Genomic DNA, 25844 nt, shown 5'->3' with positions numbered 1-25844 from the left:
GTGGGTTCATTATACCGAAAAACGGACATCGGGCAAGAAGTGCCGGGAAAGCGACTCCTCGGCCGGACGCATCCTCGAACTTACCCGCGCACCGGCAGAGCCCTTGGGCGGGTAAGTTCGCGAACGGCCAGCAGATGCAGCGTGAAAAACGAAGGTGAGGTGGCAACCTTGAATAGTCTCACCGCACACCAATGGTGTGCGGTGAGACAAGCGAAACCTCCATCGAGCCCTTACGGACAAGACCGCCCTTGGCTATCGCATCGCCACCGGACATCGTAGCCAATCATGAACAGCGCTTTCTCCGCCAGCAGGAATTCGGATTTTCCGACGATCCGGTCGATGCAGTAAGCGCCCAGGCGCGCGAATTTCGCCCGCTTGACGTTACTCAGGCTGTGCAAGTTCGGCAACGTGAGATGCGTGCATGACGCGTCGCGGCGGCGTTCCGATTCCCGGCTTGACGGGAAACGAAATGCTTCCGGCAGTGCGTGGGAAACGCGGCGTGCGATGAGGCCGAGCGCCCCCGTGACACGACCGTCGAAAATGAGCACATCTTGCGTGGGCACAGACCATCCCGCCGAAAAATCCATGGCCGCGGCCGCAAATATTTTCGTCGTCCCGGACGTCATCGGAATGCCGCTCTCCGAAAACACCGCATCGAGGCTGGACGTCGACGCCGCGCGCAGCGCGCGCGTCGCGGTGCGAATGCTCGATATCAGGTTTCCCCGTTGCGTTTGTTCGTCGAGCCAGTCGACGCGGGCCGCGTGCGGACGGCCGCGAACGCCCCCCCAATCCAGAATCTTCCGGCACACCACGTTCGTTGTCGCTTCGCTCCCGGCGCGCATCGCGCATTGGAGCGCGGCGCTCAACTGTTCGAACGTCCCGGCGGGATGGTCCGGCCAAGAGTAGCGATGCCCGGCCTCCTGCAAGCTCGAACACCACCACGTGGTCGCGCCGCCGCTCTGCTCGCGCCACGGCGCCCAGACGCGCACGCCCTTCCCTCTGGTAGTGATCTTTTAGCAGTGGAAATGGCCCGCGTTTCCGCAGTGGGTGGAGCTGCCGTGCGCAGGCTCGTCGAGATCGGCGCCGAGCCACAATTTTCTGACGGCATCGATGTATGCGGCGGAGATTTCCGGCTGCGCTTCTTCCCGATTCAAGTCCGGACCATCGACGACCGCAGTCCACTTGCCTCTATACGGCGTCAACCCTTCGATGGGCTGCCAGTCGACGATCGCCTTGCTTCCCGGGCCCATCCATAGAGATTCGAGTCGATCCAGTTCTGCCAGATTCACATGTTCCCCCGTAAAAACAGTACACGCGTCATGTCGATACCCGTGCACATAACCGCCGGTGAATTTGCTCGCGCGCTGATTGCAGGCGTTGCCTTCTGCCTGCTTCATGGCCATGTATCGACAGCCCGCGTCTCGACTTTAGTGAGCGGCCCGAGATTTCCCGACCTTTCCGCACCGCGCACCGCCCGCAAACGCTTGCGGTACGTTCAACATGCCCCGCAATGCATCGCCCGATCGCAATCGCGACACCAAACCGCCGAACAGCATCGATGGACATTGGAACAATTTGTGTCCCGATCGTACGTAAAATCCGGTTTTTCTTTAGCATCGCCGTCATCGCGCACCATCGCGTCGGCGGCGCGCGGAGAAATCGACAAAAAGCGTGATCGAGGGACCAGTGACAACATCATTAGACGAAGCAATTCTGCGCATCCTGCCGACCCATCGCGATGCGACGGACTGGATTTCCACGTCTGAAGTGCGGCGGCAGCTCGAAGAACGAGGACATCGCACGAAGTATCCGAAGAAGGTCTTGCGGGAACTGATGAAGCTGGAGAAAGACAAGGTCGTCATCTCGACTTCCCGCGGCCGCGAATTGCTCTGGCAGCGCAAGCCGTGGCTGCAAGGCACGTGTGACAGCCCGAGTCTCATGGGCGCGGCCGAGGCCGTTGCGTTTCACATCCTCCAGCGCTTCGCGGGGACCAAGCTTCCGGCCGCGGTGACCAAGGACCTCGAACCGCTCTTCGCCGCAGCCGACGTACGGCTGTCGCAGGAGAAGGCCGACAGCCGGATCTACCAGGCGTGGCCCGACAAGGTCGATTCCGTCGACGGTAGTTTCACCCTCATTCGCCCCAACCTGAGCGACGACATCTTCCAGGTCATTGCGACCGCAACGTTCTTCGAGCGCGAAGTGCTCGTCAAGTATCGCCCGGCCGGCAAGCCCGACACGGAAGACCTGAAGCCGAAGATCCTGTGGCCGCTCGCGCTGGTGGAGTCGGCCGGCGTGATGTACATGGTGGCGCAGGATCCGTCATTCGAACCACGCAAGGACAAGCCCAGGATCCAGTGGCTTCGCAGCCTCTTCCGGCTCGACCGGATCGTGTCGGCAAGCGAATCCGGCAAGACGTTCAACTATCCTGACGATTTTCATCTGCGCACCTATATCGATGGAGAGCAGGCTTTCAACTTCCTGACCGAGCCGGCCATTCACCTGAGCGTCGCGTTCGACGGCAGCGCGGGCAACCATCTCAAGGAAACGCCGATGGCCAGGGACCAGAAACTGGAAACCCTGCCCGACGGAAGACTGAAAGTGAGCGGCACCGTCATTCCGAGCCTGAAGCTGCGCTGGTGGCTGCGCTCCTTCGGCGCGAATGCGGAAATCCTCGCGCCGGCATCCCTGCGCGACGAATTCGCACGCGAGTACGAAAGGCTTGCCGCACGATACGGCGCAGCCCGCACCACGCAAGCGTGTCCGGCGATGGCGTCGTGACCCCGACAGAAGCAACCGAGGGCCGGCAAAAGCCACCCCTCTCCTTCGCCGAACGCGCTCCGGCACGACCGGCCAAATTCTGCGTTACGTTTTGATCCACTTGATCTTGGGAAGCAAGGGTATCGCGTACGGACCGAGATCCGGCACCGGCGGCATCGACGGCATCTTTTCCGACGAAGCCGCCGGGCCGACGACGTCGAGCGCGCCACCGTTCTGCACCTTGTGGTACGCCTTCTGCCGGATGTAGGCCACCTGGACGACGCACGGGACGGAGACGCGATAGGCGGGCCCCGCCAGCGCCACCGCGCCGAACACCAGCCCGAGCGGGGCAACGACACTCGCGGCGGCGGCCATGGCGCCGGAGGCGAGCACGGTCGACGCCCCGCCGGCTTTGCCCGCGATGGCAAGCCCCCGGCCAAGAACGGTCGCGGCCGTCGACTCGGCGACGAACGCCGCCACCTTCACCCGGATTTCGCCATGAGCGGGCGCGTCGCGCAACGCGGCGGCAAGCTCCGCGCGCCCGACATCGACCAGCGCGCCGAGGCCGACATCCGACAAGATGGTTCGGCGCATGTCGCCGGTCATCGCATCGAGCGCATCCAGAAACAGCCTGCGAAGAATCTTCGTCTCCAAGGAAAGCGCCGACTCCCAGCTTTCCACATCGATCTCCAGGTGCTTCGCCACGTCGACGACGAGCTCCAGGTACGACACGCCTTCGCCGCCGCGCATGGCATTGGCGATGCTGTTGCCGCCGAACAGCCGGATTTCGCTTGCGATGTCGTTACGGTCGGCATGCCCGAACACGCCGGCTTCGCAACAGGCCGTCAATTGCGCGAGCCGCATGCCCGACAGCGCGCCGCGGCCCTTCCCCTTGTCGGTCAGGTGATCCGCCAGGATGGCGAGATCGCCGTCGTCCGCGACTTGCAGCAGCGCGCTCAGGCTCCACCACTTCTCATCAAATTCGTAGGTCATGTTCCGTTCGCTTTCTTGTGTCGCCAGCTACGACAGATCAATTCGTCGGCCGAACACGGGCCGATGCCCGGGTCCGGATCGTTCAATCGCTGCTTCGATGCGCTCCGTCCGCGCACCGGGCATTACGCGGTCGCAGGCTCGCCCTTGAACATCTCGATCACCGCCGCAATCAGCGCGGCGATCAGAAAGCAGATGAAGGCGGCCGCCAGCGCCGTGCCGAGGAGGGTCCCCAGGATCTCGAGGCATCCATTGAGCGCCGTCATCAGCGCCATCCAGAAAATCGTCATGTCGAGCGTTCCTTAGTGGTGGTCGACAAGGCTTACCGCCCCGTCATGAAGGCGTCCAGGTCGGCGTCGCCCTTGATCAGCAGCGATTCGCTCACGCCGTGCGCACGGGCAAGCGTCAGGCTCGACTCGAGCAGACGCACATTGGCCTTGAGGTCGAACGCTGCCGCGGTGAGTTCGCCCAGCCGGTCGAATTCCGCTTCGAGGAACGCAAGGACCTTGCGGACTTCGGCATCGAGCGCGTCCACGATGCCTTTCGTGCGCTCGGCGAGCCTGTCGGTCACTTCGCGCGCCTGCTTCCCGATGAAGGTCGACAGGAACTTGCCCGCGATGGAGCCCAGGACTGCGCCCAGCACCGGCACCGGAATCAACGCCTGGCCTGCCGCCGTGCACAGCCCCACGATGGCCGCATCGCTGCAAACGAACATCCCGTTGTCGATGAGCGCGTCGACGGAGATCTTCCCGGACCGATAGTCGGCCACGAGCACCGCCATCCCTCTGGCGGCGCTGACGAAAGCACCCGCGAAAGGCGCGGACATCTCGGCGCAGTTCGTCAGCGCATAGATGGCGCCGCCGGCGAGAGCGCCGCCGGCCGCCCCCTTTGCGGTGGACAGGCCGACCTCCGCCCAGTCGTCGGCGTTGAAGTCGCCGGCGAAAATGTTCTTCCCGTCCCGATACTTCTGCCACAGCTTCGTGGTCAGGCTGACTGCCGCGCCAACCGCCGCCGCGCCGCCCGCCGCCTTCAACCCTTCGGCGAGGGATGGCTCGTGTTCGATGCGGATCTGGTCCTTGAGCGTCTCGTTCTGTTGCTTGAGATCCTGTTCATGCGCGTTGACCGTTTCATCGACCTTGCCGAGCTGGACTTCACCGTACGTCGATACCGACGGCTGCACGACCGCCGAAAACGGCTTGCCGCTCGCCAGTTCGATTTGCGCGACCTTCTCCTGAATCGCACGGATCGTCTTGTCGCTCAGTTCGCCGGTATTGCCCTTCAGCACTTCGAGAATCTGCGCATGCTGGTCCTTCGGAATGTGATAGACGCCGTCGGTCGCGAAATCCTTGTACTTGCCCATATGCTCGAGCACGTGCGTCAGCCCCTTGCTCGAACCGTTGATGAACTTCGATTGAAAGTCAATGCCGTCGATTCGATAGTCCATCGGCGCCGTTCGCCCGACACCGTCGAAGGTCGCGCCGGGCGCGACCTGCGCGAGGAAATCGCGGGCGCGGCGAACCGCGACTTCGACCTGCTCCGCGATCTCGCCGTGCTTCGTGTCCATCCGGCCGAGAATCTTTCCGGGTTCGCCGATGAATTCGCGCAACGTGTTCATTGCGTCCATCGCGCTGTCGAACGCGCGATCCTGCGCCGACTGCAATGCCGCTTCGGCCGCCACGCGCGCCCCGTTGATCGCATCGACCACGACACCCGCGGCCTGGTCGGCCAGGCTCGACGTGCGAGGGAAAGAAGCAGCGCCGGGCAAAGCGTCACTTTCGCCGAGGTCTGCCGACATCTGGATTGTCATGTTCGGTCTCAGGCTGCCTTGGCCAGGATGGTCTTGTTCAACAGCGCGGACAGCGCACGCACGTGATTGATGAGGGCGCCCAGCGCATCCTTGCTTGCCGCCGAGAACTGGCCATAGTCGGCCGGCGCGGTTTGCTTCAGCGCTGCCAGCAGGGATTTCATGCCGGCCGAATGGGTCTGCGTCAGCGTCTTGAGCCCGTCGATTTCGCCTGCGGCCATCCGGAGCGAAGCGATCCCTTTCTCGATCGGGATACGCCGCTGGTGCGCTTCCTCCGCGACCTTCGCATTGGCGCGCCACATGAACACGCCGCCGCCCACGACCGCCGCGCCGGCAAGCGTCCAACCCACCGGGCCGGCCAGCGCGAGCAGCGCGCCGCCCGCGGACATCCCGCCGCCGCCTGCCGCCAGTGCGCCGCCACCCAGCCACGCCAGCGCGGCGTTGGTCGCCGCGGCGCCGGAGAGCGATGCGATCGCCGTGCCCGTCGAAGCCGTGCCGAACGTGGTCGCGATGGCCATCGCCGCGGTCGGCGCGAGCAACGCGGTCGATGCGCCGGCGGCCACACCTACGCCCGTCGCCGCGCCGCCCGTCACGTTGACGTCGTGCATTTGCCGGTCAACTTCGGTCACCACGCCTTCGAAGGTCCGATATTCGACCTTGTATTCGGCAAACGCGCGATCGAACTCCTTCGGCGTGGAGGCCAGGCCGTTGACGTAGGCCTCGACTTCGCCGATCAGCAGTTCACTGCTCTCGCGCCGCAGCGTGTAAAGCTCGGTCGCGAGCGTCTGCACCGCAGCCTGGCGCTTGTCGTATTCCTTGGCTGCAGCCTCGAGCTGGCTGCGTGCGGTCGCTGCCGCCTCTCTGTTAAGCATGTCGATCTCCGGTCTGTATCGTCATTCCGGCGCCACCCGTTCACGTCGGGCTTGCGTCGGGCCGCAACGGCGGCTGTGGGGGTGATGCGCATCTCGCGCCTGAAGCCGAGAAATAGTCCATCGGCTTAACGGCGCCGATGGCGGCCAACTTTAGGTTCGCGGCCGCCGCTTTGCTCGATGCGTCAGGCCGGATGGTGATGTTCGTTCGGGACAATTCATGTCCCGAACGAACACGCCGCGAGAGATTGCGCTTCAGACACGCGCCGGATGATGCCGCGCAGGGCACGTTCGCCCGCGCGGCACGATTCCGCGCAACCCAAAGGACAGGATTTGTCCCAAGTGTGTTGCACCCTTGCCTGCAGTCATTGGAGAGCCCATGAGTTCAGGCATGAAAATCACCGTTGCTGTTTCCGCCCGGGCACTGTTCGATTTCGACGCGGAGCATCTCGTATATCGGGAAGACGATCCGTCGGCTTACCGTGCGCTGCAGGCGTCGAGGCTCGACGTGCCGGCCGGCCCCGGTGTCGCGTTCCCGCTGGTGCGCAAGCTGCTGGCGTTCAATCGCGACGACGAGATGGCCGTCGACGTCGCGCTCCTGTCGCGCAACGACCCCACGACCGGCCTGCGGGTGTTCGCGTCTGCCCGGCATCACGGGCTGGCGATTCATCGGGCGATCTTCACCGGCGGTGCACAACCTCATCGCTATCTCGCGCCGTTGGACGCAAACCTGTTTCTCTCGACGCATGCCGGGGACGTCGCGAGCGCGATGGCCGCCGGGTTCCCGGCCGCCTGCCTGTATCCGGCGCCCGCCCCGACCGGCTGCACGCACGACGACGAACTGCGCATCGCCTTCGACGGGGACGCCGTCCTCTTCAGCGACGAAGCGGAGCGCGTGTTCCAGCGGCGCCGGCTGTCCGCATTCAACGCCCATGAAATGCGTCATGCGCACGCGCCGCTGCCGCCCGGCCCGCTCAAGCCGTTCCTCGTTGCCCTGTGCGCGCTGCGCGGCCGGCGCGCATCCGGCGTCAACGTGCGTACCGCGCTGGTGACCGCACGCGGCGCCCCGGCACACGAGCGCGCCATTCGCACGCTGATCGCGTGGGGTATCACGGTCGACGAAGCGATGTTCCTCGGCGGCAGGAACAAGGCGGGGTTCCTCGCGGAATTTCGCCCCGACATCTTCTTCGACGACCATGTCCGCAACTGCGAATCAGCCGCACGCCGGGTCGCGACCGGCCACGTGCCATACGGCATCAACAACGAATCCGGGCTGATTCTTCATTGAACAAGCGAATTTGCAGATGAATCGAGAACTCGAAAACAAGCTGGTCGACACGTACCCCACCATCTATCAGGCGCTGGCGCCCCGGTTCTCCGGGAGCTGCCTGTTCGAATGCGACGACGGCTGGTACGCGATCATCGACCAGCTGTCGTGCCGGCTCGAAGCGCAAGCGCGCAAGTCGCTGCTGCTCGTGCTCGAAGTGAAGGAGAAGCTCGGCGGGCTGCGTTTCCGCGTACGCGGAAACGTAACCGGCGAAGTGGATCGCTGGCTCGCCTCCGCGGCGAACCTGAGTCAACGCATGTGCGAATATTGCGGCGATCCGGCCACGCTGCGCGGCCACACGGATGGCCGCGTTCGCACACTCTGCCCGGTTTGTGCCGCGGCGATGCACTATCTGCTGGAATAGCGCGGCACGTGATTCGGTGCGGATCGACTCGTCAGAACACCGTATGCACCCCCACCCGCGCCACCGTCTGGCTCGCCGAACTCGAAGCCCCGTTCGGATCGAGCACGCCATTGACCTGCGCGTTCGCACCGCTGTTCGCCCGCTGATAATCCGCCGACACATAGACCATCGTCCGCTTCGAGAACAGGTACTGAAGCGCCACGCTGACCTGATGCGCGTGGTTGTCGTTCACCGCTTCATTGCCCTTCATGTACATGTATTTCGCCCCCAGCACGACATCCGGCCGCACGTGCCACAACCCGCCCGCTTCGGCCATCCACACCGCGGCATCGTTGAACGAATTCCGCACGGTGGTCACCAGCGCACTCGCTGTCACGACACCGAAGTCGTAGTGCATCCCGACGCCCCAGTTGCGCACGCTGGTGGACGGCACGCCGGGCGCGGGGCCGTACTTCTCGTTCGTATAAGCCGCGCCCACACCCAACGCGCCCGCTTCATAGTTCAACCCGGCGCTGACTGCGTTGTCTGCACCAACCGAACCGGCCACCCCGCCAAACGCATACATCACGCCGCCGGAAAAGCCCGCGACCGTCGGCGAACGGTACTTGACGGCGTTCGCGATCGGCTTGCTGCCTGCCGTGCGGTCCCAATCGAACGCACCGGTCGGGTTGTCCGGGAGCGCGAGACGCTGGAACGGGCCATTGCGAAAGCCGTACAGCCCCGAGATATCCCGTGAAATCGCGTTGTTCCTTGAAAACAGCGCATCCACCATGAAGTCGTACTGGTTACCCAGCGTGATGCTGCCGAGCCGATTGCTTTCGAGACCGACGTACGCATTGCGCCCGAAAATCCCGGTCCCGACGATGCTGCCGTTGGCCATCGAGAACTGGTTCACGAGCGCGAAGATCGCGCGATATCCGCCCCCGAGGTCTTCCGTGCCGCGAAAGCCGAAGAGATTGGGCGCGAAGATGCCGTCGTCGAACTTGACGTTCTTTCCGCCCCCCTCGTTGCTGACATAAGACACGCCGGCGTCGATCAGCCCGAACATCGTCACGCTGCTCTGCGCCCATGCGCCCTGCGCCACGGCAAGAATCGCCACTGCTCCAAACCTGAGTTTCATTCCGTCTCCGTCTTTTTTATGAAAATGCGAGGCCGCCACCTGCTGCGTGGCAGGTGCTCGCCCGATGCTGCACAAGGAATCGCCGTCTTTCGGGTGCCGATTACCCGACGCGTTGAATATGATTAGCTTTACTGATTGACAGATACAAAAACCGCCGCATCAACCGGCCTTGCCTGCACTTCGTCAACACACCCGGATCAAGCGACGCGATAGACGACCCACCCGGTGGAATCCACCTCGACAGCCACGGCCTCCAGCGCCGAGCCCGAGCAAGGCCCGTCGATACACACGCCATCGTCGAACCGGAACAGCGCGCTGTGATGGGCGCACATCAGCACCTGCGACCGGTAACAGGAAACGCTGCCCGGCACGAAATCGAGCGGCACCGAGAAGTGCGGGCAACGATTCACATACGCCCACACCTGCTCGCCCCGTCGCACGACGATCACGGGGCGTCCGATGCACGCTTCGTCGACGACCCGCGCGCCGCCGTCAGGCACATCGGAAAAGCGGCAGAGTGGTCGTGCCTCCATCATTCACACTCTCTGCTCGGGGTTGCCGAGGCTCCAGTCCCACGGCCGCACTTCCACGTGCGAGAACAGCCCTTCCTTCACATACGGATCGTTGCCGACGAACTGCATCACCGCTTGAATGTCGTCCGCCTCCACGACGAGCAGCGTGCCGTTCATCGCGTCGCCGTGCGGCTCCAGCGTCGGGCCGCCGAGCCGCACCACCACGCCGTGCTGATCGGCCGAGCGCAGGTAAGTCCGGTGAATCGGCCGCACGCGATCGCGCACGTCGCGCATGCCCGGCTGGTCCGTCGCAAACACCGCAAAGAAACGCGCCATGGCGCTCAGCTCCGATCGAGGACGAATGCACGCAGATGCCGCACGCGGCGCTGCATCGGCATGCGCAAGCGCGGGCTCGGCGCGCCGTCGACGCCGGCGACGACCTGCTCGTTCAGCCTGGCGTCGCCGTCATGGCGGTCATGGCTCATGTCTTTCTCCATTGACGCATCGGGCCGCTCATTGCGGCGCGCGCCCTTCCCAAGCGTGCTGAAGCAGTGCGCGAATCGCCGCGCGTTCGATCGGCCGCGGGTTTGCATACGGGTTGCGGCAAGCGAGATCGGCAGCTTCGTCGAGGCCGGCCTCCGGCATCCCGAGATCGGCGAGCGCGGGCGCGATGCCGAGCTGCGCGTTCAACGCGAACAGCAGCGGGCCGGCTTCGGCCGCATCGTTCCCGCCCAGCGCGCGCGCCACGCGGCGCAGCGCGTCGGGCGCGGCAACATGGTTGTAGTGCGCGGTGTGCGGCAGCATCGCCGCATGCGTCTGCGCATGCGGCAGGTTGAAGGTGCCGCCGAGCGTGTGGCACAGCTTGTGGTGCAGCGCCATGCCGACCGCGCCCAGGCAGGTTCCCGCGAGCCACGCACCGTACAGCGCGCGGCTGCGCATCGCGCGGTGCGCCGGATCGCGCACCACGACGGGCAGCGCTTCGCCGAGCGCGCGAATCGATTCCTCCGCCATCAGGCTGATCACCGGGTTCGCGTCTTCCGCATAGAGCGCCTCGACGGCATGCGCCATCGCATTGATGCCCGATGCCGCCGAAATGGCCGGCGGCAACGTCAACGTCAGCGACGGGTCGTAGAGCACCGTCCGCGGCAGCACGCGCGCGTCGCGCCCGGTGCGCTTCAGCCGGCCTTCCGTGAGCCCGAAGATCGGCGTCATCTCCGAGCCCGCGTAAGTCGTCGGCACGGCGAGGATCGGCAGCACCGATTCGAGCGCAATGGCCTTGCCCAGCCCGATCGTCGACCCGCCGCCGATCGCGACGCAACAGTCCGCGTCCAGTTCGCCGGCCATCTCGCGTGCCGCGTGCGCGACCTCGATCGGCACATGCATGACCGCCTGTGCGCAGATGCCGGCCGCACGCTCGCCCAGGATCGCCGCGACACGCTCGGCGAGCGGCCGCTGCTCGGGCGTGGACAGGATCAGCGCGCGGCGGGCGCCGAGCGTCGACAACTCGTCCGGCAGCCTGGCGAGCGCGCCCCATTCGAATACCACGCGGGACGGGGTGCCCTGATAGACGAAGCGATCCATGGCGAACCTCAGCGCTTGAAGTGCGGCGGCACGTTGCCGTCGACGTTGACCCACACCGACCGCGCTTCGGTGTAGTCGTGCATCGCCTCGAAGCCCATCTCGCGGCCGTAGCCCGACTTGCCGACGCCGCCGAACGGGCTGCCCGGATTGACGCGCTTGTAGCAGTTGATCCAGCACATGCCCGCATTGATCCGCGACGCCATCTTGTGTGCGCGGGAAAGATCCTTCGTCCACAGGCCGCTGCCCAGCCCGTATTCGGTTGCGTTCGCAATGGCCAGTGCTTCGTCGTCGCTGCCGAAGCGCAGCACCGTGACGAACGGGCCGAACACCTCCTCCTGCGCAACGCGGTCGGTCGCGCTCCTTGCCTCGATGACCGTCGGGCGCACGTAGTAGCCATCGGCAAGCGCCGGATCCTGCGGCGCGCTGCCGCCGGTGAGCACGCGGCCGCCTTGCTCGCGCGCGACATCGACGAACGACAGCACACGTTCGAGGTGCTGCTTCGAGGTGAGCGGCCCCATCTCGGTGTTCGCATCGAGCGGGTTGCCGATGCGGATCGACGACGCGAGCGCAACGAAGCGCTCGAGGAACGCATCCGCGATGCGTTCGTGCAGCACGAGACGCGAGCCGGCGATGCACGCTTGCCCCTGGTTGTGGAAGATCGCCCACGCGGCGCCGTTGATGGCCGCGTCGAGATCGGCATCGTCGAACACGATGTTGGCGCCCTTGCCGCCCAGTTCGAGCTGCACGCGCTTCAGGTTGCCTTGCGACGCTTCGACGATCCGGCGGCCGGTGGCCGTCGATCCCGTGAACGCGATCTTGCCGACGCCCGGATGTTCGGCGAGCCGCTGCCCCGCCGTATGCCCGTAGCCGGGGACGATATTGACGACACCGGCAGGGAACCCGACCTCGGCCATCAGCTCGACGATGCGCAGCGTCGACAGCGGCGTGATTTCCGACGGCTTGAGCACCACCGTGTTGCCGGCGGCGAGCGCCGGGCCCATCTTCCAGCTCGTGAACATCAGCGGAAAATTCCACGGCACGATCTGGCCGACGACACCGATCGGCGCGCGCTGCACGTAGTTCAGGAAGCCGGTTTCGACGGGAATCACCGAGCCCTGCAGCTTGTCGGCCATGCCGCCGAAGTAACGGAAGCAGGCCGCCGTGCGCGGCACGTCGAGCGAACGCGAATCGCGAATCGGATGGCCGGTGTCCAGCGATTCGAGCTGCGCCAGTTCCTCCGCGTTGGCCTCGATCGCATCGGCCAGGCGCAGCAGCAAGCGGCCGCGTTCGGCGGCCGGCAGCGCCGACCATTTCGGGAACGCGCGGGTCGCGGCTGCGACGGCCAGGTCGACATCCGCCGCGGTGGCCGCGGCGATCTTCGCGATGACGGCGCCGTCGTGCGGATTCAGCACGTCGATCGTGCCGCGGTCGACAGCGTCAACGAAGCGTCCGTCGATGAAGAGTTGGGTTTGCATGAATCGTCCTCGGTGTAAGGCTTGAAGCGGAAACGGAAGCGCCGCTTAGAACGCGATCGGATACGGCGCGAGCTCGCCGCTCTCGTAGCGTTGCGGCAGGTCCGGCGTCGCGTTTTCCCAGACCAGCAGCATCGAGCGCTTCGTGGAATAGCCCTGGTGCCGGATGTCGGCGGGCATCGCGCAGATGTCGCCCGCGCGCATCGTCACGCGTGCGCGCGGCGCGCCGGTGTTCTTGTCGCCGATGTCCCATACGATTTCGTCGGACAGTTGCAGAAACCATTCGACGCGGTCGTTGCCATGGAACACCGGCAGGATGAATTCCTCGGTGGTCGGGCAGAACAGGCTGCGCCCGCACACCGACGTGACCGACGGATTCCACGTCACGTCCGAGCGCGACAGGTACTTGAACAGGTTGAACGCGTGCAGCTCGCCTTCGAAGCCCGGCTCGACGTGCACTTCCGGTTCGTCCTGCGCGACGTCGAGGAACGCGCGGTTGACCGGCAGGTCGTCGCGCAGCGGCGAATCGCCTTCGAGGCCCGGCATGCGGCGCGTCGCGATGCGCGTGCGCTCGATCGCCGCGCCGTTGTCGCCGTGCTTGCGTCCGAACGCCGTACCGGTTTCCTCGGGCGCCGCGAACGGATCGAAGCCTTCGTTCGTCCAGTCGTGCAGCATCGCCTTGAAGGTCGCCATGATCGTGGGCGTGTCGAAGGTCTCGGTGTAGTCGACCCCGGCGTCCTTCAGGATCCCGTTGAAGGTGCCCGCATACATGTCCACCTTGCCGTAGTGATTGCGCGTGCCGAACACGTGGTCGAAGTTCACCCAGCCGTAGAAGAAGCCCCACGCCACGTCGCGCATCATCGCGCGCAGGAACACGTCCGCCGGCATCGCATGCGTGCGAGTCCGGCCTTTCGCGGGCCAGCTGATCTTCACGAAATATTCGTCGCGCTGGAACTCGAACGCGCCGAGCTGGAAGCGGCGGTAGCCGGTGACGGCATCGGCTTCGGTCGATCGCACCAGATCGGCGGCAAAGCCCACGGAGGGGTCGAGGGTGTCAAGGGTGGCCATGACGTGTCTCCTGGAATAGTCGAATGAGGTCGGACGAATCAGTGCAGGCAAATGTCGGCCCACTTCTCCACGGACAGCTCGCCCAGGACGGTCTGCACGAGCGCGACGCCCGGCCGGCTCGCGGTGAAGCGGTATGCGCAGCCGGCCGGCAGCAGCGCCTGATGGCCCTGGCGCAATACGACATAGCCCATCTTGCGGCCGGCCGGTTGCGTGCCGGCGCTCACGGTTCCGCGCCCCGATGCCGGCGGCGTATCGAGCTTGATGAATTCGATCCGGACTTCGCCATCCATCTGGATCGCGAACTCGTCGTGCGCGCAGGCGAACCACGGCGATTGGCCGTCGGTGCGCAGCACTTCGATCACGTATTCGAGGTTCTTGCCGGCGACGACCTTTTCGTAAGGGGCCGACTTCGATGCGACCTCGAAGACATTCGAGAACGCGTAGTGTTGAGCGCTGCCGCTCGTGATTTCGATCTCGCCCTTCCGGTAGCTGTCGAGCGAGCCAAAGACGGTATGGAATGCCGTGTCGGTCATTGCTGTCTCCTGAGTTGAACCGCTTGCTGGATTCAACTCTAGGGGCAAGGAACCCCCGCAACAAGGCCCGGGACGGCGACTACGGCATTTGCGTTTCGCGAATAATCCGCGCGGTTCAACGCACCCAGCCACGCTCCAGAAGGGGAAGATCCCACGGGGGTTCGTCGCCGATGGTTTCCGCGAGGAATTCGACCAGCGCCTTCACCTTCAGCGCCTGTCGCTGCGTGGCGGGATACACCGCGGCAAAGCTCAGCGGCGCGAGCTGGAAGTCGGTGAGGATGGGCACCAGCCGGCCGGCGACGAGCGCTTCGCTCGCCACGAGCGTCGGCAGGCACACGACGCCGCCGCCGGACAGCGCGTACTCGCGCAGCAGGTGCACGGAATTCGAGCGGATCATGCCGGGCAACTCCATTTCGACGACCTCGTCGCCGCGCGTCATCGTCCAGCGGTTGCGCGACGGATAGCCCGAATACAGCGCGGTGGTGTGGTGCAGGAGGTCGCGCGGATGGTGTGGCGCACCATGCGCGTCGAGGTACGCGGGCGACGCGCAAAAGAGGCGCCTGACGGTGAACAGCCGCCGTTCGATCAGCGATTCGGAAATGGGCGGAAAGATCTGGAACGCGATGTCGAATCCTTCTTCGACAGGGTCCACGACCCGGTCATTGACGATGACGTCGAGCTGGATGCCCGGGTAGCGCCGGTTGAATTCCATCAGCGGCGCGCCGAAGTGATCGAGCGCGAAACCGGGCAGCATCTGGATACGCAGCCGCCCGGTCGGTGTCGCGCGAAGCTCGCGCATCTGGTCCGTCAGCTCGTTGACGCGCCCCACCACCTCCGCGCACTCGCGATAGAACGCCTCGCCCACTTCGGACAGGCGCACGTGGCGCGTGCTGCGATGGAACAGCGGCGCGTTGACGAACTTCTCGAGCTGCTGGATGCGATTCGTCACGACGGAGCTGGTCACGCCAAGCTGCCGCGCCGCCTCGGCGAAGCTGCTCGCCTCCGCCACCCTGACGAATGCCTCGATGCTCAGAAACCGGTCCATACCGCGCCCTTTTTCGACAGCGAAACCGGCAGTCTACCCGTGCGGATAACGGGCTGTGCCATGCGGGAGGCGTCACAGTGTCACGCAATGGATGTCAATCGGCGGCGGCGCCGGCCCACGCCTGCGCCGACCGTCGCGCGTGGGCCTTAACGCTACTGCTCTCCCGCCGCCAGCGCCGGTTGCACGGCCACGCGGCGCTGCAGCACGGCCGGCGCGGTTTCCTTCAGCAGCAGGCTGACCACGATGCCGAGCAGAACCGAGCCCATCGGCAGCCACAGAATGTTCTGGATGCCAAAGTGTGCAGCGACGTAGCCGCCCATCGCCGGCGCAATGCCGCCGCCGAAGATCTCGCCGACGCCGACCACGACGCCGATCGACGTCGACACGAGCCCGACGGGCGCGGCCTCGGTCGCCACGGGGCCGGACAGCAGCGACACCAGCCCGAGCGTGAAGAACGACGCGACGAACAGGACCCCGAACAGCGCGAGCGGCTGCGGGCCGAGGCCACGGAAGAGGTAGGGCATCACGGCCGTTCCCGCGAATCCGACGATGCTCGCAAGACGGCGGCCGACGAGGTCGGACAGCCCTGGCAACCCGAACTGCCCGAGAAAACCGCCGAAGCCGATCGCCGATACGACGAGGCCCATCTTCTGCGTGCCGAGCGCCAGGTAGCCGGTCAGGTACAGCGGCAGCAGCGCGCCGAGCACGAATACGCCCGTCATCGCGCAGCACAATGCGGCCATCGCCACGAGGATGTTGCGGCTCCTGAGCACATGGCCGAGCGACGCCGGCGCATGCTCCGACGCGACGGCCTTCGTGACCTTCGGCTCACGGATGACGACGAACATGATCGCGCCGAGGATCAGGCCGGGAACGGCGACGAGCGCAAAGACCCAGCGCCACGACACGAACCCGAGCAGCTGGGTCGCGATGATCGGTGACAGCGCGAGCCCGAACAGCGCGAAACCGCTTTGCTGCAGGCCGAGGTTCAGCCCGCGCCGCCGCGGATGCGACGCGTCGGCCGTCGCGGCAAAGCTCGTCGGGCAGAACGAGCCCTCCGCGACGCCCATCAGGCCGCGAATCGCGATCAGCCCGAGCAGGCCGCCCGCGAGCCCCGAGAAGCCCGACAGCAGCGAGAAAGCGACGATGGCCGGAATCAGCACCTTCCGGCGGCCGATCTTGTCGGAGATGCCGCCCATCAGCGCCGCGAACATGCCCCACGACAGGCCGAGCACGCCGATACAGTTGCCGACGTCCTGCGCGTTCAGGTTGAGGTCCTTCATGATCGAAGGGAACAGCGGCGCGATCAGCCAGCGGTCGAGGCCGACCAGCCCGAAGCCGAGCGCCAGCAGCGTGACCGCCTTCCACTCGTATGAGGTATCCCACTCGTTTGCTTTCATGTCCGTCTCCGTGGACACGGCTTCGCCTGCGCGCGCCGCGCCGCGGCGCCTGCGCATGAGCTAGGTCCGATGTCTTGTGTGTGCGACGCGAATCGCGAGGAAGTGCCGGCCGCGGTGCGGGTTCGACACGCAGCGTTCGATCGGCCGGTGTCACCACGATAGAGGCACGGCCGCCAATCGGGTATGGAGCAACCGGCGAACGCGCCATTCGCGAAACGCAAATAATCGGGGGCGGTGCCAGAAAGGGGCGACGGGAAAGCGCGAAGCGAACGGGCGCGGCGTCGAAGTGACGCTCGCGCATGCGTCACCGGGGAATTCCCTCATGGACATCGGGCATCCACGCGAGGCGCCATTCACGCCATGCCCGCTCACGATCACGCAAAGCCTTCGCGAACCATGCAAGAAGAAGCCGCTCGCCGGGTAGCGGGAGGCGAAGCAAACAGGGGCAAACCAAGATGCACCGGACGAGCACCAGCGCAATCCTGTTCGCCTCACTTTCCGACACCACCATGCGACGCAGCTCGTCCAGACATGGGATGAATCTCATTTTTTACACATTCCATTCAATTTATTTCGACGAAAAATAAATTACCTCACCCCGTCATACCGATAAATTCCCATCCAAAATATTTAAACCCATTACCAAACAAAAATTCCCGCGCCTTGCAAAGAAGGTCACATACAGTCTCCCCGAAATATAAAAGCCATCTCTAAATATCAAACCATTTCTCATGGCAAACAAGTTTGATATTCTTCACCGCGAATTTTCCATAACCTTCTTTTTATTTACCTGAAACCCCAATTCGAACCAGTCCGAATTGAGAACGAAAATAACGAGATTGCGGTGATGTCGATAGAAAGTACATTCCGAAAGTTTGCGTCCGGTCTGATTGGCGGTAACAAGCGGCCTGTCGATCTCTATTTCGGGCTGGCGCAACGCACGGTCGGCCATCTGCTGATGCTCCAACACGCCGATATTCGCGAAGGGTTGATATCGGGGATCGACGGGCAACTGACCTGCGTGTACCGAAGCCGTGCAACGCTACGAGGATCGCGCGTTGATGCGGATGGAGGCACGTCGAACGCTGAACACCGAATGGCTCGATAGCGACGGCCATGTGATCGGCGAGGACGGCAAGAGCGCCATGCCGGAGGGTTACAAGGAATGGCGCGACAAGCAGATTGTCGACTGGCTCGATCGCGGGGCGACCAACAGCCCGACGAATCATTCCACGACGATGATGAATCCGGAACATGCCGAAAAGGCGCTTGCGTATGACGTTGCGGTGGGGCTGTGCTACCTGACTCCCGATCAACTCTATGACTTGAGAATTGAGGCCGATTGGCGGATGGGGGACGGGATTCCCTTAGATCATCCGAACAAGAAGTACGTCGACTACTTCTCGCGCGGTCAACTCGACGATTTACCGATGCAGGAGTGGGTACATGCGGAGAAAAGCGAGGGAAAAATACCCGACGCGATTGTGGACGAACGTGAAGGTGAGTTCTATCTGAAGGTCGGGGGGTGATTTGAAGACGCTAATCGCCACACGGTCGAGACGTGTCGCCGTCGCCGTTTCGACATGGCTGATCACCACCGTGCTCATGGCCTCGCTGATGACGCACGTAGAACAACCCGATCCGGCACATTTGGAAATAGGAGATTGGATGAAACGATTCGTTGTAGTACCCGGTCTCGCTGTACTCATGGTGTTTTTGTTCACCACCGCCCTGATGCGTCCAGCACAAGCCGTGCCCGTCCGAGAGCATACCGCGCAAGCCGCAGAAGAACCGGCGAAGCCATTCGTCGCGCAGGTTGTTGGCCTGATGTGGTTGAATCCGTTGCAACGCATGGACTACCCGACCGAATGGCAATTGTTGTGGGCACAAGAACTCTCTGCTCCAAACAAGAATGACGATATGGTTCGCACCGACCCGAAGTCCTTTACGAGCTTGCAGCCCGTAGCGGGTATCGCATATGGCAACAGAGGCAAGGAAACGTTTAGAGGCTTCTATTGCAAGTACATGTACAAATTCCCTCTGCTGCTTAGCTCACGCTATGCGTCCAACCCCAAATACTTCTACACGGTGAACCCCAGCGATAAAGCGGACTGGCGCGAACTCGCGGGCATTCGTGTTGAACTGGCCATTCCGAATCGACTCGAAGTTGGCGACTCGCAAAGCTACTTGCGCGATTCGATTCGAAAGACGTTTTTGATCGGCAACCCGCATTTCCGAGAAATGTGGAGCCGCGACACGCCCCCTGATGTGCAAATCACGCAAGGCGGCGCGAACGCTGGCTTTACGTCGCTGAACAAGGCACTGGACTATTTGCAGGCGAACCCCGACAAGACCGTATGGGCAATAAACTGGGACGCGCCAAGCTTCCCGCCCACCGACGCGCAGATCAACGAGAACCTCGTCGTGCTATTCCTCGCCGGCCCGAACTTCAACACGCAGCGCGAACCGCTCGCCTGGATCGGCAAAGCCGCAACGGGCAACACGCAAGCGTTTTCGCCGAAGGTCGGCACGACGCGCGCCGTCCAGGCATGGAAGGCAACCATCGACCAGGCGGCACGCAATGCCGGCGTCGCGGTCGCGAACCTGAGTTACATCGTCCACGACGCAGGCGCAGGCAGCGATGCAGCGTCGTCACGCGTTGCCGCGCTCGCACAGACGTTGACGGAAACTCTTCCTGAATACGACCACCGAAAGCAGACATTCAACACCGCTGCCCGACTCGGCGACATGGGTACCGGCAGCGCATTGACCGACGTCGCGCTGGCAATCGGCCGAATCAACCACTTCGGCGGCAACGCCCTGATCGCCGGCACGACCGACCCCGAACATCCCGTCGCGGTTGTCGTCATGCCACCGTCGAAACTCACGCCGATCGATCCCGACAAGGATTGGTTCCGCGCGCGCGGTGGCAACAATGCCTACCTGCCGTGGTGGGGCCGCCGGCACGATACCGATTACGGCATGCAGGGCTATTCATGGTGATGCAACCCGACGCGACGGCACGCCACGTGCGAACGCGAGTTCCGCGCCAATCATTCAGGGGATGAGTCATATGCGAGGAATTATCCGGGTCGGCGACGTACATACCCACGGCGGCCGGGTCAAATCCGGAGCCGAAACGAGCAAGGTGATGGGGCGCTCGGTCGCCCGCATAGGCGACGTGTGTTCGTGTCCGATTCACGGTACCTGCACGATTGCCGAGGGCGACACGGCATTCAAGGTCGAAGGTCGCGACTCTGCCTTCGATGGTCACAAGACTTCATGCGGCGCGACCTTGATTTCTTCACTTCACACTTCCGGGCGAGTTTGAATGCAAAAGACCCGACGCATGACTGCCGAACAGTTCCGCCTGTTGCGCATGCAAAATACACGAATCAAGCCCTTGAACCAGTGGGCCCTGCACGAGATTTTCGTCAAGGGTCGATCACAACGGGCTGTGGCGGCGGAAGTCGGCATGACGTGTTCCGCGATGTCGCAGCTTGTACGGAAGGTGTGGCAGCGGTATCTGGAGCTACCGGGAAGCTGCACGCGCCTCACCACCCTCACGATCACGATCCCGGCCAGGTATGAGCCCGCACTCCAGGCATGGGTGCGAGATGCATATCGATTGGCGAATCAGAATGAACAAGATACGGCGATCTGATCGATTCCCGCCCCGCATAGCGGCAACACAGCACTTCGACGACGCCGAAAACAGGCACGGCATCCATCTTTCAAATGCAGGGCTGGGACCGGCCATCATCAAGGGTATGACCGTGACGATCGGAACCCGAAAATACACTGGTCTCGGTCCCGTATCTGGTCGCACGTCCAGTCCGATGCAGGTATCGGTGCCACGGGATGCTTCAGTACCGGCTGGCCGCGCCCCGACGCCCCGTTGAAAGCCGGCGAGATCGTACCGCTTCTGGCCTTGTCGGATAAGGCGTCACCTCCATGCTTGCCCATCTTGCTCAAGTTGCTGACCATGAACGATATCGCTATCGATATCCAGTACGAATCCGTGCACGGAACGGCGTTCTCCTCGACACGAGACGTCGACATTCACGATCCCGACGCAACCCAGATCGCACGCCAATATGACGACATCGAACGGCGCATTGCTGACCTGATCAAGGGCATGAATGCCGTGCGCGCTCCGCACGCGGCGTCCTCTGCGCAGCCCTGAATGCTGCTCGCGGCACTGCCGATCGCGTTTCGTGTCGGCGTGCCGGCGCCGCCATCCGGCGCTCCGGCCGGGCCGGCTTTCCATCTCTGAGACTGGCGGAGAATATCCGGCGCTTGCCGCAGCCTCGCCGCGATGCGCGGCAAGCCAGCCGCTTCGGGGTGGTTGATACGGCCAGTTGCCTTCGCATCGTGCTGCCCTCGGCAGCCCGGGGCGGGGCGGCTTCATCGGCGAATCATTGAAAATTCAACACAGCGGAGACCACGCTTCCGGCAGGCAAATCGTCGAAGTCGCCCGCTCGATCTGCTGCGGTCCGCCCTTGGGCGGCCAAAGCCCTTCGGCATAGTGGCGCGCCCGCAATGCCATACGCTCCTCCAGGCTCGAGAACCCCCAGATATGAGCAATGCGAGGCGGGCCATCCGTCGCGTACATGTTCGCGACGAGATGCGACGTATAGGCTTCGGCCGGGCCGACGGCCTGCTCCCACGCGGCGATCGTCGGCGCGATCCCGGCCGGCTTGAGCCAATAGCGGCGAAGTTCGTAGAACCTGCCGAGTGTCGACGGCTCGATCGCGGGCAGGAACGGAAACAGTTCGTAGGTTTCCATGTCGAGACCGACGTCGTCACCGTCGATATTGAACGGCCTGCCGCTCATCAACGCACGACGACGCTCCTGCTGCAGTTCGCCGACATCGTCGAAGCCTCGCAACACGACGATCTGCCCCAGCTCGCCGATTTCCGAACGCCATGCGCCGAGGAGACGCCCCCCAGCCCCCGGATCCGATACCCATCGATGCGCACCGGCGGAAACGGCATCCTGCGCCAGCAGCAAACACGACAACGTCGTCAGTTCATACTGCATCTCGACCATCCCTCGCAAAATGGGCTGCGGACACGCAAATCGCACCCGCTAGCCACAAGAAAAATAAATTCCCCCAATCCACAATTGGATAAAACATTCTTCCATATCAAGCTGAATCGACAGCCCACTTTGGATCCTTTTTCCCTCCTGTCCCCCGTATCATTTCTTCCATTCCGAAAGAAACGAGCATGAGAAGGACATGAGCGACACCACCACGCTGCACTACCTCGACTACGCCGCCACGACGCCCGCCGATCCGCGCGTGATCGACGCGATGACGGCCTGCCTCGGCTTCGACGGCATCTTCGGCAACCCCGCATCGAGCTCGCATGCCGCCGGCCGGCTGGCGAAAGACAAGGTCGAGCAGGCACGCGCGCAAGTCGCCGCGCTGATCGGCGCGGACGCCGACGAGATCGTCTGGACCTCGGGCGCCACCGAATCGAACAACCTCGCGCTGAAGGGCTATGCGGAACACGCGACCGGCAAGCGCCACCTGATCACGAGCCGCATCGAGCACAAGGCCATTCTCGACACGATGGCGAACCTGTCGAAGCACGGCGCGTCGGTCACGTTCCTGACGCCCACGCGCGACGGCGAGATCACCGCCGACGCGGTCGCTGCCGCGATCGGCCCCGACACGGGCCTCGTGTCGCTGATGCTTGTGAACAACGAGCTCGGCACGCTGACCGATATTGGCGCAATCTCGCGCATCGTGCATGACGCGGGCGCGCTGCTCCACGTCGACGCCGCGCAGGCGCTCGGCAAGACGCCGATCGACGTGCGCGCGCTCGGCATCGACATGCTGTCGATGTCCGCGCACAAGGTGTACGGCCCGAAGGGCATCGGCGCGCTGTTCGTGCGCCGCGACATCGCGAGCCGGATCGCCCCTCAGATTCATGGCGGCGGGCACGAGCGCGGCTTGCGCTCGGGCACGCTCGCCACCCACCAGATCGTCGGCATGGGCGTGGCATGCGAACTGGCCGCCGAAAAGCTCGACGGCGAAGCCGCCCGGATCGCGGCGCTCGGCGCCCGCCTGACGGATGCGCTGGTCACGCTCGGCGACGTCACGCAGAACGCGGCCGCCGCGCGCCGCATCCCGCACACGCTGAGCCTGACGGTGAATGCGCCCGGCTTCTTCCCGTTCATGCTCGGCGAAGCGCTCGCCGTATCGTCGACGTCCGCGTGCAACTCGACCAGCGGCGCACCGTCCCACGTGCTGACCGCGATCGACCTCGATGCGGATGCGGCAGGCCGCACCGTGCGCGTGAGCTTCGGCCGCTTCACGACGGAGCAGGACGTCGACTTCGCGATCGCCTGTTTCCGCCACGCGATCGAACAGTGTCGCGCGACGGCGGCGAACGGATTCTCCGCTTCACGGCAGATCACGCCGGCCGACCTGAAGGCGATCCGCAACGCCGGCTTCCGCTCGGTGATCTGCAACCGGCCGGACGGCGAAGGCGACGACCATCCGGCGTTCGACGACATCGCCGCGGCGGCCCGCGAACTGGGCCTCGAAGCGCGCTACCTGCCGGTCGAGCGCGACGGCATCGGCGATGCGCAGATCGATGCATTCGGTGAACTGGTCGACACGCTGCCGAAGCCGGTGCTCGCGTACTGCCGCAGCGGCAGCCGCTCCGGCATGCTGTGGAATCGCCTGTGCGCCCGACGTGCGGCGCTGGCCTCGGCCTGAACCCGGCACGGCGCCGCTAACGCGGATACTCCAGCAGCAACGCCACCCAATCGGACGTCGCGCCGCCGTAACGTGATGCGATGTCCGCGAGCACGCCGGGCAGCACCGCATCGCCGCGCCGCCCTTCCGGAATGACGATGGGCGCATGCCCGGCGCCCGCCGGCTGCGTCAGTAGCCGCAGCCCGTGCTTCGACACGACCTCGTGCGCGTCCGCCGTCACGACGACGTCGCCGCGCCATGTCCGCGCCCATGCATCGGCCGTCAGCGCCACCGGCAGTTCGTCGAAGCCGCGCTCGACCGGCAGATCGAATGTCTCGTGCCGCCAGAACGCCACGCGATTCGCCAGCGCAGACATCACCGTGCGCGCGGTCAGCGCGAACCGGCTTCCGTCGTGACGATCGCTCCAGGCCTGCACACCGATGCGCCGCGCGGTCTCGCGCGCTGCCTCGGGCCCGGCCAGCGCGCTCAGCAACGCGAGCGACGCAGGCAGCGACGCCGACACGCCGCTCGTCGTCATCACGGTGCCGTCCATCACATAGCGACGATCGTCGACCCAGGTCGTATCGGCAAAGCGGCGGCGCAGGCCGTCGCGCGAATACCAGTGAGACGTCGCGGCACGATGGCGCAGCAGGCCCGCGTTCGCGAGCACCTCCGCGCCATCGCAGATCGCAACCATCGTCGCGCCGCCGGCGGCCTGCTTGCGCAGCCATGCCAATACGGCCGGGCTGTCCGCGCGGTGCAGCGCGGGTACGATCACCACGTCGGCTCCCGCCGGCGTTGCGGCATCGAACCGTTCGAAGGTCGCGTCGGCCAGCATGCGCAGCGCGGGCATCAGTTCGACGGCCCCCGCATCCGTCGACACCGCGACGACATCCACCGCGCCGGACGCCTTCAGGATCGAGTAAGGGACGACGAAATCGGTCGTCTCCGTGCCTGCGTTGTCCGCCACGATCGCAACGAGCGGGCGCACGCGGCCGTCCTTCGGCGCGGCCGTCGTCAACGTCAACGTCAACGTCAACGTCGGCATCGGCATCGGCATCGGCGTCGGTGCGCCTGCCGCCTCGGCGCCGGCCGTCTGCGCCGGCCATGCCCACATGCCGAACAACATGCACGCAAGCAGCGCCATCCACGCGCGTCCTGCACGCCGTCCCGTTCTTTCCCGCATCGTCCACCCCGCGTCATTCGATTGCATGCCCGGGAAATTACAAGGATCATGCTCGCGGTCACAAGGACAACTCCACCGCACTTTCCGCCATGCCCCTGCCCCTGCAACCGGTACGCGACATCGTCGTGATCGGCTTCGAAGGCGTCCAGTCGCTCGACATCACCGGCCCGATGGAGGTATTCGCGATCGCGAACCGCTACCGGCCGGATCACGCGACGCCGTATCGGCTGACGCTCGCGTCGCAGGACGGCGACGACATCGTCACGCATGCGGGCTTGCGGCTCGCCGGCACGACCGCGCTCGCGGCACTGCCCGATCGGATCGATACGATCATCGTCGCCGGCGGCAGCGAAACGGCGCTGCGACACGCGGCGTCCGACGCCGGCGTGCTGCCGTGGCTGCGTATGCGGCTCGCGGGCACACGGCGCATCGCGAGCATCTGCACCGGCGCGTTCGTGCTCGCCGCGGGCGGTTGGCTAGACGGCCGGCGAGCGACCACCCACTGGAACCAGTGTTCGACGCTGCAGGCGCTGTGCCCTGACGTTTGCGTCGAGCCCGACGCGATCTACGTCAGCGATCCGCCCTTCCATACGTCGGCCGGCGTGACGGCCGGCATCGACCTGTGTCTTGCGCTCGTCGAGGCGGATTGCGGTGCACCGACCGCCGTCGCCGTCGCGCGCGAACTCGTGCTGTTCATGCACCGTCCCGGCGGGCAAGCGCAATTCAGCGTCGGGCTCGGCACGCTGGCCAGCGCGACACCGCGCATGCGCGTGCTGCTCACCGAGATCGCCGACGATCCGACCGGCGACCTCGGCGTCGCCGCGCTGGCCGCACGGATGCACATGAGCGAACGCACGTTTGCGCGTCATTTCCTAAAGGAGACCGGACGATCGCCCGCGCAGTTCGTCCTGGCGGCACGCATCGAGCGCGCGAAGGCGCTGCTCGAGCGAGCCGACTGGCCGCTCGAACGCATCGCCGTGCGCTCGGGCTTCGGCAGTGTCGACGCGTTGCAGCGTGCATTCTCGAAGCAGGTCGGCGTATCGCCGCGCGACTATCGCGCACGCTTCGGACAGCGACGCGACAAGCGGCAGGCGGAATAGGCC

29 protein-coding genes are annotated in these 25844 nt (G+C 64.7%); 10 read left to right on the top strand and 19 right to left on the bottom strand.

The features are described from left to right. Positions 1 to 230 precede the first annotated feature (230 nt). Entirely contained in the window at positions 231 to 989 is a 759-nt protein-coding gene (locus tag LGN17_RS24975) for a hypothetical protein (protein ID WP_226199062.1), read from the bottom strand. A 24-nt stretch (positions 990 to 1013) separates the two neighbouring features. Beyond that, positions 1014 to 1397 (bottom strand): hypothetical protein, encoded by a 384-nt coding sequence (locus LGN17_RS24970; protein ID WP_226199061.1) that lies wholly within the window; start codon positions 1395 to 1397, stop codon positions 1014 to 1016. A 274-nt stretch (positions 1398 to 1671) separates the two neighbouring features. On the opposite strand from LGN17_RS24970, the gene LGN17_RS24965 reads away from it, so the two are divergent. After that, complete coding sequence (locus tag LGN17_RS24965) at positions 1672 to 2778, top strand: helix-turn-helix transcriptional regulator (RefSeq protein WP_226199059.1); 1107 nt, start codon at positions 1672 to 1674, stop codon at positions 2776 to 2778. Between the two features lie 84 nt (positions 2779 to 2862). Here the strand turns inward: LGN17_RS24965 and LGN17_RS24960 are convergent, their stop codons facing one another. The 4 genes from LGN17_RS24960 to LGN17_RS24945 form a co-directional block, all read right to left on the bottom strand. Next, positions 2863 to 3750 (bottom strand): hypothetical protein, encoded by an 888-nt coding sequence (locus tag LGN17_RS24960; RefSeq protein ID WP_226199057.1) that lies wholly within the window; start codon positions 3748 to 3750, stop codon positions 2863 to 2865. Positions 3751 to 3872: 122 nt separating this feature from the next. Next, complete coding sequence (locus LGN17_RS24955; RefSeq protein ID WP_226199056.1) at positions 3873 to 4037, bottom strand: hypothetical protein; 165 nt, start codon at positions 4035 to 4037, stop codon at positions 3873 to 3875. Between the two features lie 32 nt (positions 4038 to 4069). Continuing rightward, entirely contained in the window at positions 4070 to 5554 is a 1485-nt protein-coding gene (locus tag LGN17_RS24950; RefSeq protein WP_226199054.1) for a hypothetical protein, read from the bottom strand. 8 nt (positions 5555 to 5562) lie between these two features. Further along, on the bottom strand, positions 5563 to 6423 hold the full coding sequence (locus LGN17_RS24945) for a hypothetical protein (RefSeq protein ID WP_226199052.1): 861 nt from the start codon (positions 6421 to 6423) through the stop codon (positions 5563 to 5565). A gap of 388 nt (positions 6424 to 6811) precedes the next feature. Between LGN17_RS24945 and LGN17_RS24940 the strand changes: the two genes are divergently transcribed. Together LGN17_RS24940 and LGN17_RS24935 are read left to right on the top strand one after the other, a co-directional pair. Further along, positions 6812 to 7708 carry a 5'-nucleotidase gene (locus LGN17_RS24940; protein WP_226199050.1) on the top strand — a complete coding sequence of 299 codons (897 nt, stop codon included), beginning with the start codon at positions 6812 to 6814 and terminating at the stop codon, positions 7706 to 7708. A 16-nt stretch (positions 7709 to 7724) separates the two neighbouring features. Next, positions 7725 to 8111 (top strand): hypothetical protein, encoded by a 387-nt coding sequence (locus LGN17_RS24935; protein ID WP_226199049.1) that lies wholly within the window; start codon positions 7725 to 7727, stop codon positions 8109 to 8111. 31 nt (positions 8112 to 8142) lie between these two features. Here the strand turns inward: LGN17_RS24935 and LGN17_RS24930 are convergent, their stop codons facing one another. The 11 genes from LGN17_RS24930 to LGN17_RS24880 form a co-directional block, all read right to left on the bottom strand. After that, a complete protein-coding gene (locus tag LGN17_RS24930) occupies positions 8143 to 9231 on the bottom strand; it encodes a porin (protein ID WP_226199047.1) in 1089 nt (362 codons plus the stop codon). A 197-nt stretch (positions 9232 to 9428) separates the two neighbouring features. Further along, positions 9429 to 9764 (bottom strand): Rieske (2Fe-2S) protein, encoded by a 336-nt coding sequence (locus LGN17_RS24925; protein WP_226199142.1) that lies wholly within the window; start codon positions 9762 to 9764, stop codon positions 9429 to 9431. A 3-nt stretch (positions 9765 to 9767) separates the two neighbouring features. Continuing rightward, positions 9768 to 10079 (bottom strand): YciI family protein, encoded by a 312-nt coding sequence (locus tag LGN17_RS24920; protein ID WP_226199045.1) that lies wholly within the window; start codon positions 10077 to 10079, stop codon positions 9768 to 9770. A gap of 5 nt (positions 10080 to 10084) precedes the next feature. Continuing rightward, complete coding sequence (locus LGN17_RS24915) at positions 10085 to 10228, bottom strand: hypothetical protein (RefSeq protein ID WP_226199043.1); 144 nt, start codon at positions 10226 to 10228, stop codon at positions 10085 to 10087. 28 nt (positions 10229 to 10256) lie between these two features. After that, positions 10257 to 11324, bottom strand: coding sequence for a maleylacetate reductase (locus LGN17_RS24910; RefSeq protein WP_226199041.1), 1068 nt, complete (start codon positions 11322 to 11324; stop codon positions 10257 to 10259). An 8-nt stretch (positions 11325 to 11332) separates the two neighbouring features. Further along, positions 11333 to 12799 carry an aldehyde dehydrogenase family protein gene (locus LGN17_RS24905; RefSeq protein WP_226199039.1) on the bottom strand — a complete coding sequence of 489 codons (1467 nt, stop codon included), beginning with the start codon at positions 12797 to 12799 and terminating at the stop codon, positions 11333 to 11335. A 45-nt stretch (positions 12800 to 12844) separates the two neighbouring features. After that, complete coding sequence (locus LGN17_RS24900) at positions 12845 to 13864, bottom strand: hydroxyquinol 1,2-dioxygenase (RefSeq protein ID WP_226199037.1); 1020 nt, start codon at positions 13862 to 13864, stop codon at positions 12845 to 12847. Positions 13865 to 13902: 38 nt separating this feature from the next. Next, positions 13903 to 14397 (bottom strand): hydroxyquinol 1,2-dioxygenase, encoded by a 495-nt coding sequence (locus LGN17_RS24895; protein WP_226199036.1) that lies wholly within the window; start codon positions 14395 to 14397, stop codon positions 13903 to 13905. Positions 14398 to 14512: 115 nt separating this feature from the next. Continuing rightward, positions 14513 to 15442 (bottom strand): LysR family transcriptional regulator, encoded by a 930-nt coding sequence (locus tag LGN17_RS24890; protein WP_226199033.1) that lies wholly within the window; start codon positions 15440 to 15442, stop codon positions 14513 to 14515. Positions 15443 to 15594: 152 nt separating this feature from the next. Next, complete coding sequence (locus LGN17_RS24885) at positions 15595 to 16842, bottom strand: MFS transporter (RefSeq protein WP_226199031.1); 1248 nt, start codon at positions 16840 to 16842, stop codon at positions 15595 to 15597. 754 nt (positions 16843 to 17596) lie between these two features. After that, positions 17597 to 17854, bottom strand: a complete 258-nt coding sequence (locus LGN17_RS24880) for a hypothetical protein (RefSeq protein ID WP_226199029.1) — start codon at positions 17852 to 17854, stop codon at positions 17597 to 17599. Positions 17855 to 17876: 22 nt separating this feature from the next. Here LGN17_RS24880 and LGN17_RS24875 point away from each other — a divergent pair, with 22 nt between their 5' ends. The 5 genes from LGN17_RS24875 to LGN17_RS24855 all read left to right on the top strand — a co-directional run bounded on the left by LGN17_RS24875 (position 17877) and on the right by LGN17_RS24855 (position 21028). Next, a complete protein-coding gene (locus LGN17_RS24875; protein WP_226199027.1) occupies positions 17877 to 18371 on the top strand; it encodes a DUF3274 domain-containing protein in 495 nt (164 codons plus the stop codon). A 139-nt stretch (positions 18372 to 18510) separates the two neighbouring features. Next, complete coding sequence (locus LGN17_RS24870; protein ID WP_226199025.1) at positions 18511 to 19845, top strand: virulence factor; 1335 nt, start codon at positions 18511 to 18513, stop codon at positions 19843 to 19845. A 70-nt stretch (positions 19846 to 19915) separates the two neighbouring features. After that, positions 19916 to 20173, top strand: coding sequence for a PAAR domain-containing protein (locus tag LGN17_RS24865; protein ID WP_226199023.1), 258 nt, complete (start codon positions 19916 to 19918; stop codon positions 20171 to 20173). Further along, a complete protein-coding gene (locus LGN17_RS24860) occupies positions 20174 to 20506 on the top strand; it encodes a TrfB-related DNA-binding protein (RefSeq protein WP_226199021.1) in 333 nt (110 codons plus the stop codon). A 321-nt stretch (positions 20507 to 20827) separates the two neighbouring features. Further along, positions 20828 to 21028 carry a hypothetical protein gene (locus LGN17_RS24855; RefSeq protein WP_226199019.1) on the top strand — a complete coding sequence of 67 codons (201 nt, stop codon included), beginning with the start codon at positions 20828 to 20830 and terminating at the stop codon, positions 21026 to 21028. Positions 21029 to 21271: 243 nt separating this feature from the next. Here LGN17_RS24855 and LGN17_RS24850 read toward each other — a convergent pair whose 3' ends face one another. Beyond that, on the bottom strand, positions 21272 to 21886 hold the full coding sequence (locus LGN17_RS24850) for an NIPSNAP family protein (RefSeq protein WP_226199017.1): 615 nt from the start codon (positions 21884 to 21886) through the stop codon (positions 21272 to 21274). Positions 21887 to 22085: 199 nt separating this feature from the next. Between LGN17_RS24850 and LGN17_RS24845 the strand changes: the two genes are divergently transcribed. Then, positions 22086 to 23576 (top strand): aminotransferase class V-fold PLP-dependent enzyme, encoded by a 1491-nt coding sequence (locus LGN17_RS24845; RefSeq protein WP_226199015.1) that lies wholly within the window; start codon positions 22086 to 22088, stop codon positions 23574 to 23576. A gap of 16 nt (positions 23577 to 23592) precedes the next feature. On the opposite strand, the gene LGN17_RS24840 is transcribed toward LGN17_RS24845, so the two are convergent. Then, a complete protein-coding gene (locus LGN17_RS24840) occupies positions 23593 to 24741 on the bottom strand; it encodes a DJ-1/PfpI family protein (RefSeq protein ID WP_413227048.1) in 1149 nt (382 codons plus the stop codon). Positions 24742 to 24830: 89 nt separating this feature from the next. Here LGN17_RS24840 and LGN17_RS24835 point away from each other — a divergent pair, with 89 nt between their 5' ends. Beyond that, positions 24831 to 25841 carry a GlxA family transcriptional regulator gene (locus LGN17_RS24835; protein ID WP_226199014.1) on the top strand — a complete coding sequence of 337 codons (1011 nt, stop codon included), beginning with the start codon at positions 24831 to 24833 and terminating at the stop codon, positions 25839 to 25841. The last annotated feature ends 3 nt before the right edge of the window (positions 25842 to 25844 follow it).

Origin of the sequence: Burkholderia sp. AU30280 (assembly GCF_020420125.1) — a bacterium.
In the GTDB taxonomy this organism is placed as follows: Bacteria; Pseudomonadota; Gammaproteobacteria; order Burkholderiales; family Burkholderiaceae; genus Burkholderia.
The sequence above is the reverse complement of the archived record's forward strand: the minus strand, read 5'-3'. Positions and strand labels throughout refer to the sequence as shown.

What these genes read in the sequence shown, in the direction of transcription:
- LGN17_RS24970 (WP_226199061.1), bottom strand. Translation starts at nt 1,397, where the DNA reads ATGAAGCAGGCAGAAGGCAACGCCTGCAATCAGCGCGCGAGCAAATTC.
- LGN17_RS24960 (WP_226199057.1), bottom strand. Translation starts at nt 3,750, where the DNA reads ATGACCTACGAATTTGATGAGAAGTGGTGGAGCCTGAGCGCGCTGCTG.
- LGN17_RS24955 (WP_226199056.1), bottom strand. Translation starts at nt 4,037, where the DNA reads ATGACGATTTTCTGGATGGCGCTGATGACGGCGCTCAATGGATGCCTC.
- LGN17_RS24950 (WP_226199054.1), bottom strand. Translation starts at nt 5,554, where the DNA reads ATGACAATCCAGATGTCGGCAGACCTCGGCGAAAGTGACGCTTTGCCC.
- LGN17_RS24945 (WP_226199052.1), bottom strand. Translation starts at nt 6,423, where the DNA reads ATGCTTAACAGAGAGGCGGCAGCGACCGCACGCAGCCAGCTCGAGGCT.
- LGN17_RS24940 (WP_226199050.1), top strand. Translation starts at nt 6,812, where the DNA reads ATGAAAATCACCGTTGCTGTTTCCGCCCGGGCACTGTTCGATTTCGAC.
- LGN17_RS24935 (WP_226199049.1), top strand. Translation starts at nt 7,725, where the DNA reads ATGAATCGAGAACTCGAAAACAAGCTGGTCGACACGTACCCCACCATC.
- LGN17_RS24930 (WP_226199047.1), bottom strand. Translation starts at nt 9,231, where the DNA reads ATGAAACTCAGGTTTGGAGCAGTGGCGATTCTTGCCGTGGCGCAGGGC.
- LGN17_RS24925 (WP_226199142.1), bottom strand. Translation starts at nt 9,764, where the DNA reads ATGGAGGCACGACCACTCTGCCGCTTTTCCGATGTGCCTGACGGCGGC.
- LGN17_RS24920 (WP_226199045.1), bottom strand. Translation starts at nt 10,079, where the DNA reads ATGGCGCGTTTCTTTGCGGTGTTTGCGACGGACCAGCCGGGCATGCGC.
- LGN17_RS24915 (WP_226199043.1), bottom strand. Translation starts at nt 10,228, where the DNA reads ATGAGCCATGACCGCCATGACGGCGACGCCAGGCTGAACGAGCAGGTC.
- LGN17_RS24910 (WP_226199041.1), bottom strand. Translation starts at nt 11,324, where the DNA reads ATGGATCGCTTCGTCTATCAGGGCACCCCGTCCCGCGTGGTATTCGAA.
- LGN17_RS24905 (WP_226199039.1), bottom strand. Translation starts at nt 12,799, where the DNA reads ATGCAAACCCAACTCTTCATCGACGGACGCTTCGTTGACGCTGTCGAC.
- LGN17_RS24900 (WP_226199037.1), bottom strand. Translation starts at nt 13,864, where the DNA reads ATGGCCACCCTTGACACCCTCGACCCCTCCGTGGGCTTTGCCGCCGAT.
- LGN17_RS24895 (WP_226199036.1), bottom strand. Translation starts at nt 14,397, where the DNA reads ATGACCGACACGGCATTCCATACCGTCTTTGGCTCGCTCGACAGCTAC.
- LGN17_RS24890 (WP_226199033.1), bottom strand. Translation starts at nt 15,442, where the DNA reads ATGGACCGGTTTCTGAGCATCGAGGCATTCGTCAGGGTGGCGGAGGCG.
- LGN17_RS24885 (WP_226199031.1), bottom strand. Translation starts at nt 16,842, where the DNA reads ATGAAAGCAAACGAGTGGGATACCTCATACGAGTGGAAGGCGGTCACG.
- LGN17_RS24870 (WP_226199025.1), top strand. Translation starts at nt 18,511, where the DNA reads ATGAAACGATTCGTTGTAGTACCCGGTCTCGCTGTACTCATGGTGTTT.
- LGN17_RS24865 (WP_226199023.1), top strand. Translation starts at nt 19,916, where the DNA reads ATGCGAGGAATTATCCGGGTCGGCGACGTACATACCCACGGCGGCCGG.
- LGN17_RS24860 (WP_226199021.1), top strand. Translation starts at nt 20,174, where the DNA reads ATGCAAAAGACCCGACGCATGACTGCCGAACAGTTCCGCCTGTTGCGC.
- LGN17_RS24855 (WP_226199019.1), top strand. Translation starts at nt 20,828, where the DNA reads ATGAACGATATCGCTATCGATATCCAGTACGAATCCGTGCACGGAACG.
- LGN17_RS24850 (WP_226199017.1), bottom strand. Translation starts at nt 21,886, where the DNA reads ATGCAGTATGAACTGACGACGTTGTCGTGTTTGCTGCTGGCGCAGGAT.
- LGN17_RS24845 (WP_226199015.1), top strand. Translation starts at nt 22,086, where the DNA reads ATGAGCGACACCACCACGCTGCACTACCTCGACTACGCCGCCACGACG.
- LGN17_RS24840 (WP_413227048.1), bottom strand. Translation starts at nt 24,741, where the DNA reads ATGCGGGAAAGAACGGGACGGCGTGCAGGACGCGCGTGGATGGCGCTG.
- LGN17_RS24835 (WP_226199014.1), top strand. Translation starts at nt 24,831, where the DNA reads ATGCCCCTGCCCCTGCAACCGGTACGCGACATCGTCGTGATCGGCTTC.